General features: G+C 33.6%; 18 protein-coding genes and 1 pseudogene. 7 read left to right on the forward strand and 12 right to left on the reverse strand.

Annotation, left to right across the window (positions count from 1 at the left end):
• Positions 1-114: 114 nt before the first annotated feature.
• Positions 115-1,284, reverse strand: coding sequence for a metallophosphoesterase (locus tag NAAC61_RS02570; protein WP_202695222.1), 1,170 nt, complete (start codon positions 1,282-1,284; stop codon positions 115-117).
• Between the two features lie 187 nt (positions 1,285-1,471).
• Between NAAC61_RS02570 and NAAC61_RS02575 the strand changes: the two genes are divergently transcribed.
• Positions 1,472-2,086, forward strand: a complete 615-nt coding sequence (locus NAAC61_RS02575) for a superoxide dismutase (protein ID WP_012208164.1) — start codon at positions 1,472-1,474, stop codon at positions 2,084-2,086.
• A gap of 52 nt (positions 2,087-2,138) precedes the next feature.
• Here NAAC61_RS02575 and NAAC61_RS02580 read toward each other — a convergent pair whose 3' ends face one another.
• Positions 2,139-2,921: an ECF transporter S component gene (locus NAAC61_RS02580; RefSeq protein ID WP_012208163.1), complete on the reverse strand. Its 783-nt coding sequence runs from the start codon at positions 2,919-2,921 to the stop codon at positions 2,139-2,141.
• 359 nt (positions 2,922-3,280) lie between these two features.
• Here NAAC61_RS02580 and NAAC61_RS02585 point away from each other — a divergent pair, with 359 nt between their 5' ends.
• Positions 3,281-4,486: a pyridoxal phosphate-dependent aminotransferase gene (locus NAAC61_RS02585; RefSeq protein ID WP_103065964.1), complete on the forward strand. Its 1,206-nt coding sequence runs from the start codon at positions 3,281-3,283 to the stop codon at positions 4,484-4,486.
• 38 nt (positions 4,487-4,524) lie between these two features.
• Here NAAC61_RS02585 and NAAC61_RS02590 read toward each other — a convergent pair whose 3' ends face one another.
• Genes NAAC61_RS02590 through NAAC61_RS02600 form a run of 3 tightly spaced genes read right to left on the reverse strand, consistent with a single transcriptional unit; the run spans position 4,525 to position 7,269 of the window.
• On the reverse strand, positions 4,525-4,962 hold the full coding sequence (locus NAAC61_RS02590) for a hypothetical protein (protein WP_012208161.1): 438 nt from the start codon (positions 4,960-4,962) through the stop codon (positions 4,525-4,527).
• Positions 4,959-6,347 carry a DUF5693 family protein gene (locus NAAC61_RS02595; RefSeq protein ID WP_121959067.1) on the reverse strand — a complete coding sequence of 463 codons (1,389 nt, stop codon included), beginning with the start codon at positions 6,345-6,347 and terminating at the stop codon, positions 4,959-4,961. The genes NAAC61_RS02590 and NAAC61_RS02595 overlap by 4 nt, the downstream gene beginning before the upstream one ends.
• A gap of 10 nt (positions 6,348-6,357) precedes the next feature.
• Positions 6,358-7,269 (reverse strand): RluA family pseudouridine synthase, encoded by a 912-nt coding sequence (locus tag NAAC61_RS02600; protein ID WP_121959066.1) that lies wholly within the window; start codon positions 7,267-7,269, stop codon positions 6,358-6,360.
• Positions 7,270-7,639: 370 nt separating this feature from the next.
• On the opposite strand from NAAC61_RS02600, the gene NAAC61_RS02605 reads away from it, so the two are divergent.
• Together NAAC61_RS02605 and NAAC61_RS02610 are read left to right on the forward strand one after the other, a co-directional pair.
• Positions 7,640-9,025 (forward strand): tryptophanase, encoded by a 1,386-nt coding sequence (locus tag NAAC61_RS02605; RefSeq protein WP_012208158.1) that lies wholly within the window; start codon positions 7,640-7,642, stop codon positions 9,023-9,025.
• 62 nt (positions 9,026-9,087) lie between these two features.
• A complete protein-coding gene (locus NAAC61_RS02610; RefSeq protein ID WP_121514494.1) occupies positions 9,088-9,471 on the forward strand; it encodes a RidA family protein in 384 nt (127 codons plus the stop codon).
• 135 nt (positions 9,472-9,606) lie between these two features.
• Here the strand turns inward: NAAC61_RS02610 and NAAC61_RS02615 are convergent, their stop codons facing one another.
• From NAAC61_RS02615 to NAAC61_RS02635, 5 genes are read right to left on the reverse strand one after another with little or no spacing between them, the layout of a single operon-like run.
• The gene (locus NAAC61_RS02615) at positions 9,607-10,431 is read right to left on the reverse strand and encodes a carbohydrate ABC transporter permease (RefSeq protein WP_012208156.1); all 825 of its coding nucleotides are present in this window, start codon (positions 10,429-10,431) and stop codon (positions 9,607-9,609) included.
• Complete coding sequence (locus tag NAAC61_RS02620; protein WP_103065959.1) at positions 10,424-11,308, reverse strand: carbohydrate ABC transporter permease; 885 nt, start codon at positions 11,306-11,308, stop codon at positions 10,424-10,426. The genes NAAC61_RS02615 and NAAC61_RS02620 overlap by 8 nt, the downstream gene beginning before the upstream one ends.
• A gap of 53 nt (positions 11,309-11,361) precedes the next feature.
• Positions 11,362-12,651 carry an ABC transporter substrate-binding protein gene (locus NAAC61_RS02625; protein ID WP_199171462.1) on the reverse strand — a complete coding sequence of 430 codons (1,290 nt, stop codon included), beginning with the start codon at positions 12,649-12,651 and terminating at the stop codon, positions 11,362-11,364.
• A 16-nt stretch (positions 12,652-12,667) separates the two neighbouring features.
• Positions 12,668-13,456 (reverse strand): nucleoside phosphorylase, encoded by a 789-nt coding sequence (locus tag NAAC61_RS02630; RefSeq protein ID WP_121959065.1) that lies wholly within the window; start codon positions 13,454-13,456, stop codon positions 12,668-12,670.
• A 29-nt stretch (positions 13,457-13,485) separates the two neighbouring features.
• The gene (locus NAAC61_RS02635) at positions 13,486-14,235 is read right to left on the reverse strand and encodes a GntR family transcriptional regulator (protein ID WP_012208152.1); all 750 of its coding nucleotides are present in this window, start codon (positions 14,233-14,235) and stop codon (positions 13,486-13,488) included.
• A 249-nt stretch (positions 14,236-14,484) separates the two neighbouring features.
• Here NAAC61_RS02635 and NAAC61_RS02640 point away from each other — a divergent pair, with 249 nt between their 5' ends.
• From NAAC61_RS02640 to NAAC61_RS10590, 3 genes and pseudogenes are all read left to right on the forward strand, one after another.
• The gene (locus NAAC61_RS02640) at positions 14,485-15,105 is read left to right on the forward strand and encodes a GNAT family N-acetyltransferase (RefSeq protein WP_202695223.1); all 621 of its coding nucleotides are present in this window, start codon (positions 14,485-14,487) and stop codon (positions 15,103-15,105) included.
• 107 nt (positions 15,106-15,212) lie between these two features.
• Positions 15,213-15,575 carry a hypothetical protein gene (locus NAAC61_RS02645; protein ID WP_202695224.1) on the forward strand — a complete coding sequence of 121 codons (363 nt, stop codon included), beginning with the start codon at positions 15,213-15,215 and terminating at the stop codon, positions 15,573-15,575.
• Positions 15,576-15,813: 238 nt separating this feature from the next.
• A pseudogene (locus NAAC61_RS10590) lies at positions 15,814-16,068 on the forward strand (integrase core domain-containing protein); the annotation flags it as partial.
• Positions 16,069-16,080: 12 nt separating this feature from the next.
• Here the strand turns inward: NAAC61_RS10590 and fsa are convergent.
• Together fsa and NAAC61_RS02660 are read right to left on the reverse strand one after the other, a co-directional pair.
• Positions 16,081-16,743: a fructose-6-phosphate aldolase gene (gene fsa / locus NAAC61_RS02655; protein WP_202695226.1), complete on the reverse strand. Its 663-nt coding sequence runs from the start codon at positions 16,741-16,743 to the stop codon at positions 16,081-16,083.
• Positions 16,744-16,840: 97 nt separating this feature from the next.
• The coding region (locus tag NAAC61_RS02660; RefSeq protein WP_273542563.1) for a transketolase C-terminal domain-containing protein at positions 16,841-17,480 on the reverse strand (640 nt) is incomplete at its 5' end.

Raw genomic sequence — 17,480 nt, forward strand, 5'->3', positions numbered from 1 at the left:
ATAATTACAAAAAAAAACCAATGTGATTAAATCATCACACTTTATTTAATTATATTCTAATTACTTTTTTTCTATTTCTCATTTGGGTAAAATTTAACATACAATTTTAATAATTTAAAATGCTTCTTCCCTAACTAATTTAAAATTCATAGATTTATTCGAGTCGTCTATCAATAGATAGGAAATTAATTTTTTTTTGACGAACTCATTTCTATTTATTCCAAAATTTCTATTTACCATGAATTTCCATGTTCCAGTATTAATATAAACTTCTTTTAAGCCTCCGTTTTTTATGATATTAAAGGACGCTCTATGGTTATGGCCCATAACTATTCCCTGTATTTCTCCCTTAGCAAAAGAGATATCCTGATCATAAAACCCAATAAGATATTCTTTCGGTATATAGAATTTATCATTTAAAAGTTCTTCTGCTTTCATTAAAAGAGAATTCGAATTTCTCATACTTCTAAAGAACATTCCTGCCCTAACTATAGCTTCACCTAATTTCATGCCCCCTAAGTTATTCACGAATATATTGGATAGAATATTTACACCCGGAAAATTGATTTTCATCCATTTCTTTACCTGAGGAGTTTTAATTAGTTGTGTGAAGGTTTCGATCCATTTGTTTTTTAAATTGTAATTAAGATCATATTTTTCTTTTACGATATCCAACCACTTGAAAACATCCAACTGAGGATAAATATTTTGATAATCTGAAAAAAGCTCAGCAGGTAGAATTTTCCCGGCGACTTTTCCAAAATTATAATTCATGTATTTGTTCATGTACTCTGCAAATGGCGGAATAAGGTTTCCATCTTTATCTTTGCTCAATCTGTTGACTATATCGAACTGATTACCATGTATAACAAATAATCTTAAGTTTGGATCATAATAATAGGGTAAAATTTCACAATTCTCGAATGCTTCTTTGATCTTTTCGTTTATTTTTTGATTCAAAAGAATGTAATAATCGTGGTTACCTGCGATATAATAAATGTTATGTTTTTTTGAAAATTTTCGGAGCTCTTCGATCATCTTTTCATGGCTAGCAAATATTGTATCTATTAAAGAGGGATCAAATTTTTCTGCATATTCAGAAGCTGTATCCATCATGAGACCATCATTGATTAAGTTAGATAACTCGAAAAAATCTCCAACGATATATAACTCATTGTTTTCATCATCAAGATCACGTAGTAACTTGATTAGTCTGTCATCGTATATAAAGTCATCAGATTCATTACCTAAACCGATGTGCAAATCACTCAGAAAAACCTTCATTTGGTTTCCTCCAGCAGATTTTTTCGAAATTCCGAAGGTAATTATAACACAAACATTTTCCTCTTTTTATAAGATTTATTAAAAATATATGAACCTCAAATTCGACTTGCATAATAACAAAATGTGTGGTATAATTTAATTACGACAAAAATTATCGGAAATTAAATCAAATTATGGAGGTGTAATTATGGCTTTTGAATTACCAAAATTGAGTTATCCCTACGATGCTCTAGAACCTTACATAGATGCTACAACAATGGAGATTCACCACACTAAGCATCATGGAGGTTACGTTAAAAATTTAAATGCTGCCTTAGAAAAATATCCTGAATGGGCAAGCAAAAGTATAGAAGACATTCTCAAGGATTTAGACAATATACCAGAAGATATTAGAACAACAGTAAGGAATAACGGAGGCGGGCATTACAATCATTCCATATTTTGGACAATAATGGGGCCCAACGGTGGTGGCGAACCTTCTGGAAAGTTAGCTGAAAGTATTGATAAGACTTTCGGAAGTTTCGACAAATTTAAAGAGGAATTTTCAAATGCTGCAGTAACAAGATTTGGGAGCGGATGGGCTTGGTTAGTATTAGATAACTACGGGCATCTTTCGATTCTATCCACACCGAATCAAGATAATCCTATTACATACAGTTTAAAACCTGTGTTAGGCTTAGATGTTTGGGAACACGCCTATTATTTAAAATATCAAAACAAGAGACCCGAATATATACAAGCTTGGTGGAACATAGTTAATTGGGAAGCAGTTACTAAAAGGTATGAAATGTTGCTAAAATAAATAATAGTAAAACAAAAAGATCTCGGTTGCTTATGCAACGAGATTACTTATTTTACTTTTGGGAATTTTCAAAAAGCTTTGTATTTTGTAACCCAAATAACACTATGTATGCAACGATAATTCCTACGGTGAATTGTAAAACATTCCAAGGTACCTCAAAAATAGGCATCACCCAATTACCAACTATGATTCTACCTGTAAAAAAGTATCCTATAACCATCCATAGACCGGCTATCATACTTCCCATCAAATTACCTAATCTGAAGATTTTTGAATCCTTCCCCCTAAGAAACAACGAAATTAGTATTATGGCTATTGGTATTGCTAAAAGAATAATGTTGATTAATACCCTAGCGTTTAATAAAAAATTTTCTAACTCTTCTATATTTTCATATCCCAATTCATTCATTAAATTGTTAGTGAAAGGAGAAGTAGCTAAATTCGCTATCAAGTTTTTTAAGAATAAGGAAAGAGTTAAGGAAAAAGCCAACCATATACCTATACTTGAGAGAAAAATTGTAAGTTCTTTTTTGCCCGAATATTTGTTTCTATAACTATCGGAAATCCAACCGACTAAAGCCCCCATAACGGACTTTATAATTAAAGTAGGTATAGCCCAATAAGCATAACCTCCAACCAAATCCGCCAAAGCCGAACCTAATCCTCCGGCTAAAGCTCCAACCCTCCTGCCAAACAAAATTGCTGAAATGAATATCATGCTGTCTCCCAAATGTACGTAGCCCCTTGTGAACGGGACAGGAACTTTTATCGCAAAGGTTAAAACAAAAACTAAGGCAATCATTATACCAGAAATTGCAACATCTTTCGTTTTCAATATAAATTCCTCCCTCTAAGTAGAAATCCAATAATAAACTAAAAGCTGTATTTTTCACTTAATTATACAACATCCACTCTTTGAATACAACAGTTCAAATATATCTTTCGTTAATGAGAAAATATTTTCTATGAATTTTTTTTCATTGCTTGAATAATTGCCTGTAAAAAGCTATATTCACTTATAATCAGCTCTGGCGTCCTTTGACTTTTTAGTTTATTTAAATTATAATAAGAACTGTTAGAAAATAAATTTATACTTTATCCCTACGGAATGGGGAAAGAAACTGGGTGGGGAGCGGGGCAAAGGGGAGCAAGTCTCAGAAGAGATAATAAAAATGAGAATGAGGAGGGCAAGATATGAAAATATCTCAAAGAGTTTTAAATACACAATTTTCTCCTATTAGAAAATTAGTTCCATATGCAGAAAGGGCAAAGGAAGAAGGTAAAAAAGTTTACCTTTTAAACATAGGGCAACCTGATATTGAAACACCTAAAGCATTCTTCGAAGGGATAAAAAAGTACTCATCCAAAGTAATTTATTACAGTCATTCTGCAGGGCTATTAGAGTTACGTGGGGCTTTTTCCGATTATTATAAGTTGTGGGATATAGACTTTGACTCCCAAGAGTTGATCGTCACTACAGGTGGAAGCGAGGCAGCAATTTTCGCTTTGGCATCTGTTGCAGATCCAGGAGATGAAGTAATGGTTATAGAGCCTTTTTATGCTAATTATAAAGGTTTTGCAGAGATGCTAAATGTAAAACTTTGCCCAGTGAAATCGGATCCGGAAACCGGCTACGCTGTTCCAAGTATAGAAGAATTCGAAAAGGCTTACAACGAAAACGTTAAGGCAATAATCTTTTCAAATCCTTCAAACCCGACAGGAGCTGTGTACAGTTACGAAGAAGTAAAAAGAATCGTTGACTTTGCAAAAGAAAAAGACATATTTGTAATATCAGATGAGGTATATAAAGAATTCACTTTTGATGGAACTAAGCATGTATCCGTCATGGATTTTGAAGACAAAGACAGATTCATCTTGATAGACAGTGTGTCAAAAAGATACAGTGCTTGTGGCGCAAGAATTGGAGTTTTTGCTACAAAAAACAAAAAACTTTTAGAGCAAGTTATGAAATTTGCTCAATCTCGATTATCTCCACCTTTGTTGGCTCAATTTGGTGTTTTAGGGTTACTAAAGGATTTGGGGAAAGATTATTATCAAGGTGTTGCATTAGAGTACCAAAAAAGAAGGGACGCTGCATACGAAGAGATAAAAAAGATCGAAGGAGCCGTTTGTAAGAAACCCCATGGTTCATTTTATCTCTCCGTTAAACTACCGATCGATGATTCTGAGGAGTTCATTAAGTGGATGCTTACAGACTTCGATGTGAATGGAGAAACTGTAATGGTTTCACCGTTGTCAGGCTTTTATGCTACACCAGGTGCTGGCAAGCAAGAAATAAGGATCGCTTATGTATTAAACAGCGAAGAGTTAAGAAAGGCTTGTAATATCCTAAAAGAAGCTGTGACCGTTTACAATGAGAGAAAAATAAAAGTTAAATGATATCAATAGGCGCCGTTTCAATATACGGCGCCTTTGAATTAATTTTCTGAATTTTTGTCAGTTTGTTCTTTGGCAGTTTTGGGCGATGAAGGTTTAACGTACTTTTTGTTTTCCGGCTTTTGCCTTGTGAAATATATTGCCAAAGATAATCCAATAAGGTTGGCAATAAAAATAACGCTTAAAATCATTGAAGAGTATACAACAATAGACAAAGCAGAAAGCACACTAAGTAGTATGATCGAAAATGTCATACCGTATTTTTTGTTAAATAGAAACAGAAAATAAAAAAATATTAAACCTCCTACCAATCCGACAAATAAACCTATAAAAAGAAAGTTTAAAAAATCCGAAAAATTAAAATACTCGAAAAGTCTTTGATTGACACTTTCAAGATAAAACAAGTAGACAGAAAGTCCCGCTACCACGATACTTCCAATAATTGCTATGCTTCTTAAAAAAACTTTCAAGTTATTCATTCTATCCCCTCCTCGGCGGTTGAATTTTCTTGGCTAATATTTTCTTCTTGCGGTGCATGAGCTGAATATGTAAACTTTCTATACAAGTTTTCTATTAATATTATAACTAACAAAAGTAAAAGAGAAACTAAAAAACCGTTGAGCGTTCGTAAGACACTCAAGTTCAACGGTGTGTGTATATGTAAAAAAGTGTCAAGTATCGATACCGGTAGTAAAGCCTTAAAAAAGTCCCATATAAAACTTCTCCCTGAAAGAGGAGTTGTATAATAAAACAAGTACGAAATAAGTTCTTTTGTTCGCGGCCTTGCTATAAGCGCTCTTTCTAACGCATCCCTAACTCTTCTTTCAAAATTTGTAACAAAAGCCCAGTTTGAACTTCTTACTATGTATATAATTCCAGCAAATGCGACAAAAATAAGTAATAAAATATCCGACTTGTTAAATTTAAACTCTTTAACCTTCTTAAAAGATTCCGCGATATTAAATTTGCTAAATCTAAAACCGGTAAAATCCATAAACGCTTTCAACAGTACTAACAAAGGCAAAACTAAAAGTAGAATTTTGATCCCTCTAACGTTGTTAAGCTTGAAGATAAATAAAGAGTTGTAAGCGCTCATATACACTAAAACTCCAAATAATAAAGCATAGCCAATTATTTTTAGGAGGTTATTTTTAGAAATTCTAAAAAAGATGATGACTGAAAACAAAGTTGCGGCCAAAGTGAAAGACCAATTGTATAAAAAGAAAAAAGCCAAAATATATAAGATAGCAAAAAGGGGTATATATACTAATAAATTCATTGTGATGAGTCCGAAACCTATCCATGGCACGATAACTGAGGGAGAAAAGTACTTAACTGAATCGATTGTAACTGGGGTTCCTAAATCTTTTTGAACTAATCTTATTAGCTCTGGGGTCCTTGGATGATCGGGGAACAAAAAGTATCTTATCTTTCTCTCTTTCAATGCCCTATGAAATCTTTGAACTATCATCTGATCATCAAATTTATCTATTTCTCCAGGTTTGATGTAATGTACATATCTCATATTATTAAGGATGTCCTTATTCATTTTATCTTTTATTTCTGTAAAATACTTATCAAAATCAGAAAACTCGACAACTAGTAGGCAATCGTATTGGTTTGTTAATTCTCTTAGAAAAGATTGATCTTCTTCGAAGCCTTGAGATTCAAAGTCTTTTAATATGGCATATTGGTTATAAACCAAGTAATTATAGCCGCTTTTTTGTTCAGAATTCAATTGATCTTCTGTAGGCAGTATAGAATAATTTTTAGAATTTTGATAATCAATATAAAAGGCGTAAAAGAAGAAAATCAAAGAGCTAAATAAAGTAATAAAAATTATCGGCTTTCTTATTTTGTTCATTTTAGATCCCTCAATTCCTCTTTGGGCTTTTCTCCAGTTTGTCCAATACAGTTTGAAGATCTTCACTCAGCGGTGCATAAAAATCGTAATGCTTATTATTATAATCAAAAGAAATCTTACTCGCATGAAGAAAAATTCTTTTTAAACCATAATTCTTTCTTAAGATTGTGTTTTTCTTTTTATCCCCGTGATTATCATCCCCAGCGATGGGAAAACCTAAATCAGCGAATTGAACTCTTATTTGATGTTTTCTGCCTGTGTATAATTCAATCTCTACCAAAGAATATAGCTCACCAAATAAATCGAATTTTTTCTTAAGGTTAAATTTTAACTGTGCTGTTTTACCATAAACTGTAGAAACTAATTCTCCACTTTTTTTATTTAAATTCCCTACCAATAAGGTTAAGTAGTATTTCCTTGTTTCTCTACTTTTGATTAACTGTGTTAACTCACGAGCTGTTTGCTTGTTTTTTGCCACAACCATTACCCCAGATGTTAATTTATCTAAACGATGTACCAAGTGAGGCTCAAATTCACCTCGTGAGTAATGCATCACTCCTTCGATTATCGTTGCCATTTCTTCTTTAGAACCCGGATGTACAGACACTTTGGCAGGTTTGTTTATCACTAGAAGGTCTTTATCTTCATAGATAATGTCAAAAGAGACTGGTCTTGCCTTTAAAGAAGGTTGAGTAGGTCTGGATAATTCTTCTAATTTATTTTCATCCAGAATAATTTTAACGTTGTCTCCTATTTCTAAGATATAATTGTTCTTTTTGACCCTCTTTTCATTGACTTTAACAAAACCTTTTCTTATCAAACCATAAATAGCTCCCAATTTTATTTCGGGATAATTTTTTCTTATAAACGTGTCTAACCTAGAATAATAATTTTTTTCGTTCACTGTTGTTTCTTTTTCCAACCTTAAATGAGCCTCCCTTAGATTAACCTCCTTGCCGAAAAAAAGAAAAACTTTTTTGACGCAATATTCATTCGTTTATTTATTATATCACCTTTTTGTTTTTCTTGTGAAAAAACCTTGGAATATTTTATATCCCTAGAAAAAAATAAAATGTTCTTTCTGGTTTTGGGATTTTTTTTGAAAAATTTAATCTTTTTTCTTATCTTTTGTATTACCTTAAAAATTTTAATATAACTTGACTTTGTTGAATTGAGTCGGCATAATAAAAATGGTGTCACAATGAATCAACTTCTAAAAAGGGGTGAAAAATTCTGTTGTTTTTTAGAAAATTAATAAAAAGAGCTTCAAATACTGAATAGGAGGAGAAAAAATGGAGATAAAAGCAAACCCAGAACCTTTTAAAATTAAGATGGTGGAACCTATCAAAAAAATTTCAAGAAAAGAAAGGGAAGAAGCTTTAAAGAGGGGTGGTTATAATTTATTTGCCTTGAAATCAGAAGAAGTCTACATTGATTTGTTGACTGACAGCGGTACTGGCGCAATGAGCGATAATCAATGGTCAGGATTGATGTTGGGAGATGAATCTTACGCAGGAAGTAAAAGTTTCTACCATTTATGGGAAACAAGTAGAGAAATCTTTGGACATAACTATTTTGTTCCAACTCATCAAGGAAGAGGAGCAGAACAGGTTTTATTCCCCCTTTTAATTAAAAAACCTGGTCAATACGTTTTGAGTAACATGCATTTTGATACAACTAAGGCACACGTCGAATTAGCTAAAGGTAAACCTGTCGACTTAGTTATAGAAGAGGCTCTTGATACAGATACCTATCATCCCTTTAAAGGAAATTTTGACTTGGAAAAATTGGAATCCTTTATATTAGATAAAGGAAGTAATAGTATTGCTTTTATCATAATAACTATAACTTGTAACAGTTCGGGTGGACAACCTGTTTCTATGCAAAATATAAGGCAAGTTAGTGAAATAGCCAATAAATATGGGATTCGTGTATTTCTAGATGCAGCTCGTTACGCTGAAAATGCTTATTTTATAAAGCAAAGAGAAAAAGAATATTTTGAAAAATCCATAGAAGAAATAGTGAAAGAGATGTTCAGTTATGCCGATGGGTTCACCATGAGTGCAAAAAAAGACGCCATAGTAAATATAGGTGGATTAATTGGGATTAAAGAAGATGAAGCCCTGTTTAATCAAGTAAAAGCAGCTCTTGTCCCTTTAGAAGGATTTCCTACATATGGTGGTTTAGCCGGTCGAGATATGGAAGTGATGGCAAGAGGTTTAAAAGAAGGAATTCAATTTGATTATTTGGATTATAGAATAAAACAAGTAAAATACTTGGGAGATAGGTTAAAAGAGGGTGGAGTACCAATTCAATATCCAACTGGAGGACATGCTGTTTTTGTGGATGCTAAAAAAATGCTTCCTCATATACCTTATTACCAATTTCCAGCTCAAGCATTGGCAAACGCACTTTATTTAGAGTCTGGAGTTCGTGGTGTAGAAGTTGGATCATTAATGATGGGGCGTGATCCTCAGACGGGTGAACAACTTGAATCTCCTTTTGAATTTTTAAGATTGGCTATTCCAAGAAGAGTCTACACTTACACTCACCTTGATTACGTTGCTGAAGGATTATTAGCTGTAAAAAATATATCTAACTCACTCAAAGGATTAGAATTCACATATGAACCAGAAATCCTTAGACATTTCACTGGCAGGTTAAAACCAGTAGAATAAAGTGGCATGATTGAAGAGATTCTAAAGAGAGCAATTTTACAACATCAGGAGGTTGATAAAAAATGAGTAAAAAAATAGCGATCAAGACAAAAAATGCTCCTTCTGCAATTGGCCCCTATTCTCAGGCTATTAAAATCGGAAATCTGGTTATAACAAGTGGTCAAATTCCTTTTACGGCTGAAGGCGAACTAGTAAGTGGTGATATTAAAGATCAAACCAGGCAGTCTTTAACAAACATTAAAAAAGTCCTGGAAGAAGCGGGTTTAAGTATGGATAAAATAGTTAAATGCACCCTTTTTATCCAGGACATGAATGAAATGGCAGCAATAAACGAAGTTTATCAGGAATTCTTTACTGAACCTTATCCCGCCCGTAGTGCTGTGGAAGTCGCTCGACTGCCCAAAGATGTCAAAATTGAGATTGAGGCAATTGCCTCCGCTGAATAGCAAATATCGCAGCAACCAAAAGTATCTTTAAAAAGCTCCCCTATCCAGTAGGCAAATTCCTTACTTTGATGGTTAAAAGATGAGTTTTTAGTGAACTGAACATAAGAAAGGGGATCTGAGGGGGGATAAAAACACCTATTTTCCACTTCCTGCAGTTAACCCTCTAACCAAATTGTTTTGAACGAGTAGTCCGAAGATTATCATGGGTATAACAGTGATCAACGCAGCAGCGCTCATTACCCCCCAATCAACATTCTTTTCACTTACAAACATATTCACAAGTACTGGCAGTGTTCGGGTCTCCTGACCAGTTAAAATTAAGGCGAATAAAAATTCATTCCATGATACGAGTGCACATAATATCGAAGTTGCCGAAATTCCTGGTAATACTAAAGGAAGAACTATTTTTCTCAACGATTCAAATCTTGTACACCCATCTATCATAGCAGCTTCCTCTAGTGATTCAGGAATTTCAGAAAAAAAGCCTTGCATCATCCACACCGCAAAAGGTACGCTGAAAAAAGAACTAGCAATGATAATAGGGATGTATGTTCCTGATAGATTTAGAATGCGAGAAATTAAGAAAAAAGGTAACACCATAACAATCGGTGGAGTCATACGTGCTAACAGTATAATAAATGACAATAGACTTGCATGTTTCCATTTAAAACGAGCCAATCCATAAGCTGCTGGTATACCAAGAATTAGAGCTAAAATAGTGGAGGAGGCGGTAACTATAATACTATTGAAGAAGGCTCTTACGAATTCCGTGTTGCTAAAAAAAATCTTATAATTTCTTAAAGTGAAATTTTCTGGGATCCATTTTGGTGGAATTGTGAACTGATCAATAGGTGTTTTAAAGGATGAAAAAAGAATCCACATAAGGGGATAAAGCGTCCAAATTAACGCTATAACTACTATTGTCAATGACAATACTTTTATAATTTTACTTTTACTCATTATTATCCCACCCTAATATTTTCATATAGATTAAAGTAAAAACAATCGCTAAGAAAAATGAGATCAGATTAATCGCTGACGAATATCCCATTTGGTATGATTGAAATGCAGTTCTATAACCATAAAAAGAAAGTGTTTCTGTAGCAGAACCTGGTCCACCACCCGTCATGATAAAAATGGTGTCAAATACTCTTAAAGACGTTAACGTCCTAATTACAATAGCAACCATGATTGAGGGTCGTAGTAAAGGTAGAGTTATATAAAAAAATCTTTGAATAGCTGAAGCTCCATCCACATATGCGGCTTCATATGGTTCTTGTGGCAAAGCTTTTAAACCAGCCAATAAAACTAAAGTAACAAAAGGGGTATATTCCCAAACATCCGCTAATATGACCATGAACATGGCAGAGTTTGGATTTGCTAACAATGGATTTTCTGCTATTGAACCAAATCCTATGTTCATTAAAAGTTGTGGTAAAGGACCGTAATCAGGATTTAAAATAAATTTCCACACGAATCCGACTACAACTGGAGCAATCATGAAAGGAATTAAAATTATCGATTGAACAACTTTCCAACCTTTAAATTCTGTATTTAGCGAAAGAGCTATTATAAAACCAAATATTAGTTCCAAAAGAACTGAAACTATAACAAAGTAGAAAGTTCTTCCCATGGTTTCCCAGGTAAAAGAGTCTCTAAAAGCTCTTGTATAATTTTGTAATCCTACAAAACTTATTCCTAAATCAGGTCTTAAAAGGTTCCAATTAAAGAAAGAAATGACTACAGTATATACAATAGGAATCAAAAAAATCGATATTATGAAAATAAGTGTGGGTAAAACATATCCAACATTATTTAATTTGTTCTTAGGCTGCAATCAACAAAACCTCCTTTGGAGTAAAGCCCCGTTAAAACGGGGCTTTATTGGATTCAATAATAATAACCATGATCTTTCAATAGTTGGAAAACACCATCTGCAGCTTCATTCAAAGCTTCTTCGGCCGTTTTTGACCCGCTTAGATATTCAGATACCGCAGGAGCTATATAATTATTTACTATGGAATTTCCTTCTGGAATGAGCGGGACCATAGGAGTTGGGATAGAGTTTTCCATTGCTTTTGAAAAGCCCTCCAACCATGGAAATTTTTCTCTCAACTCTGGATCGTTTATAGACGAAAAACGCGCTGGGATGTTACCGTAAGGAGCAGCATTTACTTCATTTTGCGTTTCAGTCACAAACTTTATCCATTCTAAGGCTTCTTCTTTATTCTTACTTGCAGAGCTAATAGTAAAACCCCATGAAATATACAACATTGGTAATTTTTCATCTTTCAATTCTTCCGGTCTTGGGAATCCAACAAAGGATGATTTACCAATAACTTTTGAAGTTTTTGGATCTTCTGTGTAAAGCATGGCTGTTGTCCATAGTTCAGCCATAGCGCTTCTTCCTTGTGTGAATTCTGTCAAAGCATCCTGAAATACATAGGTTTTTGCAGCAGGATTTGCGTATTTAAACATTTCACCCACTTCTTCCAAAGCTTCAATACCTTCTTTGGAATTAAAAACAGGTTTCATTTCATCATTTAAAAGACTTCCTCCTCTTGCCCATAATCTTTGCAGGAAATGAGTGGCAAGAAATATACTTCTTTGGCCCATGAGAGTTACACCGTATAATTCTGGAGGTCTATAGAAAAATTCAGCGATATCTTTATATTGTTCCAACGTTTGTGGTGGAGTTAGTTCATACCCGTATTTTTCTTTGAAAGCCGCTTTCTCCTTAGGATCGTTGAACAAATCAGTCCTGTAAACTACACCTCCCAACTCATTCATATACGGAATGAAATACAAATTTCCATTTTGCCAGGCGTTTTCTATACCGGAAATATCTTCTAAATTTAACTCTTCGTATCCTTCTATCTTGTTTATGGGGTATATATATCCAGCAGTTGCTAAAGCAGGATACCAAAGCATTGAAACATAAGGTACATCAAAATCGACTCTTCCAGAGGTAAAGGTTAACATCAGCTGATCAAAATAATTTGCATAAGGGAATTGCTGAATAGTTGCCTTTATCCCTGTTTCTTTTTGAAAATCATCCATAACTGTTTTCCACGCTTCAGTGTGTATACCTACTTCACTCACTAAATTCACTTCTGAAAACATATTTGCAAAAACTAATAAAGAAACAAAAAGAATAACTAATACTCTACCTTTCCGCACTTTGAACACCTCCTAATTAAAGTTCGTTTTGGTACAAGTCTTTAATTGCCATTAAAGTAATATCAATAGCTTTGCTTGTTGAAGACTTTATTATGTTTCTATTAGTATCTGGGACGCTTAGATCTACTTTGTCTCTATTAGATTGTTTGAATCTATTTGCATAACATATGCCAATAAATCCTGCTTTTATACCTCTTAACGATGAGACAACGAAAAGAGAAGAAGCCTCCATATCCATTGAAACAACTCTGTATCTGCTCCATCTTTGAAAATATTCAGGATCCCTATTGTAAAAACAAGAATGACTCCAATTTATCCCTGTTTTGAAATCAAGATTTAGACTCTTTGCTGCAGAAATAAGTCTTAAATATACTTCTGGTGAAGCTACCGCAGGGAAATTCTGTGGTACATAATATTGACTAGCTCCATCATCTCTCACGCAAGCATGAGGAATTATGACATCTCCTTCTTCAATTTCTTCTTGTAATCCAGCAACACTTCCAATCCTAATCAGTATCTTTGCCCCAATATTTATAAGCTCTTCGTAGACAATGCTTGCAGAAGGCCCACCCATTCCTGTTGAAGTGACTGATACAGGGTAATCTTCATAATAACCGGTATAAGTAATAAGTCCTCTGTTTTCTGAAACTTTTTTGGGATCGTGTAGTTTACTGATAATACTTTCTACTCTGCCTTGATCACCGGGAACAATCACTACAGGAGCAACGTCACCCGGCCCACATTGAATATGGTATTGAATTTGATTTTCTAATCCTGTTGGAACCCTAAAATCTTGTTTAAACACAGAATCTCCTCCTTGTAGTTTTAAATACGTTATATTTTTCTTCTGAATACACTCAATTTGAAAATAGAGGTATTTATGTAATCCAATGAGTGAAGTAAGGGAATATTATTTTCATCGTAGTGAACTTCTAATAAAAGAGTGACTGCTTTTTTCTCGGGAATTTTCAATAAGTTGGCAAGTTTCTTATCAGCATCAATAGCTTCTATTTCTGAGATAGCATGTTTAATGGGTCTCATAAAATATTTGTCTAAATAGGTAAAAATCTCCTCATTTTTACTGTTTTCATCTTTTAAAACGGAAATTATTGCGTCTTTCCCTCCGGGAATCCTGTTGATAACCATATACGTTTCTGCGTATATAACGGGGATACCGTCAGCCGTATAAACTCTTTTAATTTTGATTAATGGTTCTTTAGGAGTAATTTCCAATTTTTTTGAGAGCGAAGGAGATGCGTCTACTTCCTCAAACTCGTTTAAAATAAGGTCAGGTAATTTTCCTGAGGTCGAAATTATAGTTGAAACACCCCTTAAATAATCTAAGCCTGTTTGAACAATACCTTCTTTCTTCACTACAAATGTACCAAGTCCTTGTTTTCTAATGATCAAACCTTCTCGCTCAAGGCTTACTAATACTTCTCTGATTAATGTTCTGCTAACCCCTAAATTTTCACATAGTTCCTGTTGAGAGGGTAATTTATACCCTTCAGGGAGTTGAGTTATTTTTGTTCTTAATTCATTCAATATTTCTTTATATAAGGATCTACCAGCTTTTGAAATCATTTAGCACCTCCTCAGATTAAAACATGAAAATAAAATAACTTTTAGGTTAAAACTAAATAACATATCATACTTCATATCTTTATTCTAATTATAACTTTAATTTTTATATTTTGCAAACTTAATTATTTGTGATTTGAGATGATTAAGAGTAATTAAGAGCTTTTATAGCCGATTACGTTGAAAATTCTTAAAAATGCTCTTTCTAAACATCGTACTATGATCTGGTAAAATACATTAAGGGGGGCTAAAATGATCAGCATAGAGAAAGCAACTACGAAGGAAAGCGAAGATTTTGTCGAACTTTTTTTGATTTCTGCTCCTTTCTTTTACTTGCTTTTTGGTCAAAAAACAAAACCAATGTTGAATAATTTGTTCACAACAGAGGAAAACCTATTTTCTTTTGAACATGTCTTCTTTTCTAAAATTGAGGGAAATAATTCAGGAATGATAATAAGTTACGACTGGAAAAGTAAGAATAAAGAGAATCTAAGGACTGGATATTTAATGCTAAAAAATCTTGGAATCACTTTTGTAAAAATTCTTCCATTATTATTGAAACTCAACCAAGCCGTAGGAAAAGTTAGAAAAGGAGAATTCTACATAAGTAATATTGCCGTATATGCACCTTATAGAAGCTTGGGAATAGGGAAGCAGTTAATATTTAAAGCCGAAGAAGAAGCCAGAAAGTTAAAAAGCCTCAAAGTTGTATTGGATGTAGAAAAAGAAAATACTAAAGCTTTCAAGTTTTACAAAAAGTTAGGATATGAAAAAACAAGTGAATCAACATTAGAATTAACTCGGCAACGAAAATTGAGTTTTTTTCGGATGGAAAAAAGTATTATGATTGAAAACAAAAAGTCGGCTAAATAAATTTTTAGCCGAATTGTGGAAGATATAAAATTAACCATAAAATTTTTCTTTAAGAATCATAGATATCTTTTCTAAAAGGTTAAACGTACTTTATCGAGGTGATTTTTGTGAATTCTTACCCCTCCGAGTTAAAGGCCAACGTTGTTAAAGAGCATGTCGAAAAAGGTGTTTCTTGTTCTCAACTTAGTAAAACTTACATCATCCCTACCAGAAATATACAAAAATGGATTAAGAAGTTTAGAGATTCTGGTGAGAATTATTCTTGCTTTTTCAATGGACCTTTTAATAAGAATTCCATCGTTTCTCGTGGTTCTAAGATTCCTCCAGTGGTTTACGAGAATTCCGGTGTCGATTTGGATGAGATTTCTCGGCTTTGCATGGAATATCCTGATCTCGCTCAGACTCTTCAGAGTTTGAAAAATTTGGTAATCGAAAAGGATATGGAGATCAGAGTTCAACGTGAAACCTAGCACTTATTATTATAAAACGAGGTTCTTCTTGGATACCAGTTCTTTGTCAAAGAAAAAGTATTCTAATTCTAAATCTCGAGGTTTTTGCTATACTGTGAATGGTGATAAGGTTCCTGATGAATTTGTAATTGCTGAACTAATAAAAATCAAGGAGCATCTCAATATGTATGTTTCAAAGCATTATTTGAAAACTCTTGGTTCTACTAAGTTGTGTGAGTATTTCAAGAAAAAGTACTGTCAAGCATTCATTGAATTTTTTCACTCAAGTGTTCAAAGAGAGTTTGTGCCTTTGAATACATTTACAAGTATTAGTGATTTCACTATGAAATACAAAGTGTATTTGGAATTTTATAATAATATTAGACCTCATGGTTCTTTGAACTACTTGACACCAAATGAGTTTCACGATTTGTACAAAGAAAATAGAATAGAAATAAAGGGAAACAAAGAAAAACTTACCATTTTTGAGCAAAATCGAGATCCGCCTTTCTAATCAATAAGTTAATTATTTTTGGTTCTTTAGGTAATCTTGATACTTCTTCCAATCGTTCAAAAATCTTTCAAGACCTATATCCGTCATGGGATGTTTGAACATTTTCTCAAGTACTTCAAAGGGCATAGTAACAACATCTGCTCCAATCAAACCTGCTTCTAAAACATGCTGAGGGTGCCTTACACTAGCCACGATAATTTTTGTTTCATATCCGTAATTGCTGAAAATGACTTCAATTTCTTCTACTATATCCATTCCAGTGTTTCCTATGTCATCCATTCTACCGATGAAAGGACTCACGTATGTAGCTCCAGCTTTGGCTGCAAGAAGTGCTTGTAAAGGACTAAAAGCTAAAGTTGCATTGGTCTTAATGCCTTCTTTGGATAAAGTTTTTATCGCTTTGATTCCATCAGGGATCAAAGGTATTTTAACTACCACAAATTCACTTAAATTTGCTATTTCCTTTGCTTCTTTTACCATTCCTTCGTAATCTGTGGATACCACTTCGGCACTTACTGGCCCTTTTACCGTTTCACAAATTTCCTTGATTCTTTCTTCAAATACGGCATTCTCTTTTGAAACCAACGTAGGATTAGTTGTTACGCCATCAACTATTCCCCAAGCTGCACCTTTTCTAATTTCTTCTATATTTGCGGTGTCTAAAAAGATCTCCATTCTCAAATTTCCCTCCCTACTTTGATTTTTTTACTGTTTTTAGAAATTCTCAAACATGCATTTTAATCATCTTTTAATTCTTCCTTATCCTCATACTTCATTTGCTTTCAATTAACCCTTTCATTTTTTTTACCAACGACTCTACGTCAAATCCATGAACTCTTAGCAAATCTTTGATTGTTCCAGACGGTGCGTATTCTCTTAATCCCATAGGTTCAAAATAAGAAGGTTTCAAAGAATTTCTGATCATTGCTTTTGACAATTCATTTGACAAACCATTTTCTACATTGTGATCTTCTAAAGTTAATACAATAGTATTATCTACAAATTCTTCAACTTGAGTAAGGTCAAATTCTAAAGGAGTCGGTACACCAATAACTGTAATATGAATATTCTCTTCTTTCAACTTATCAGCTGCTTCCACCGCTAAATGAGCAAAGCTTCCGTATGTGAATACTGTTAGGTCTCTACCTTTTCTAAAAACATCCAATTTCCCATACTCAAAGTTATAATCATTATCGTAATAAACGTTACCTTCCTCATCTAACAATATTGGCAAGCTAGACCTTCCCATTGCAATCACAAAATTGCCAGGAACTTTTGCAGCATACCTAATCGCTTTATCAGTTTGATTGGCATCACAAGGTACGATCAATTTAGTATGGTATAAACTTCTGACTATCCCAATATAATTAACTTCATGATGAGTCTTACCATCTTCTCCAACATCGATACCA

The sequence above is a fragment of the Petrotoga sp. 8T1HF07.NaAc.6.1 genome, assembly GCF_016772115.1.
GTDB lineage: Bacteria > Thermotogota > Thermotogae > Petrotogales > Petrotogaceae > Petrotoga > Petrotoga mobilis.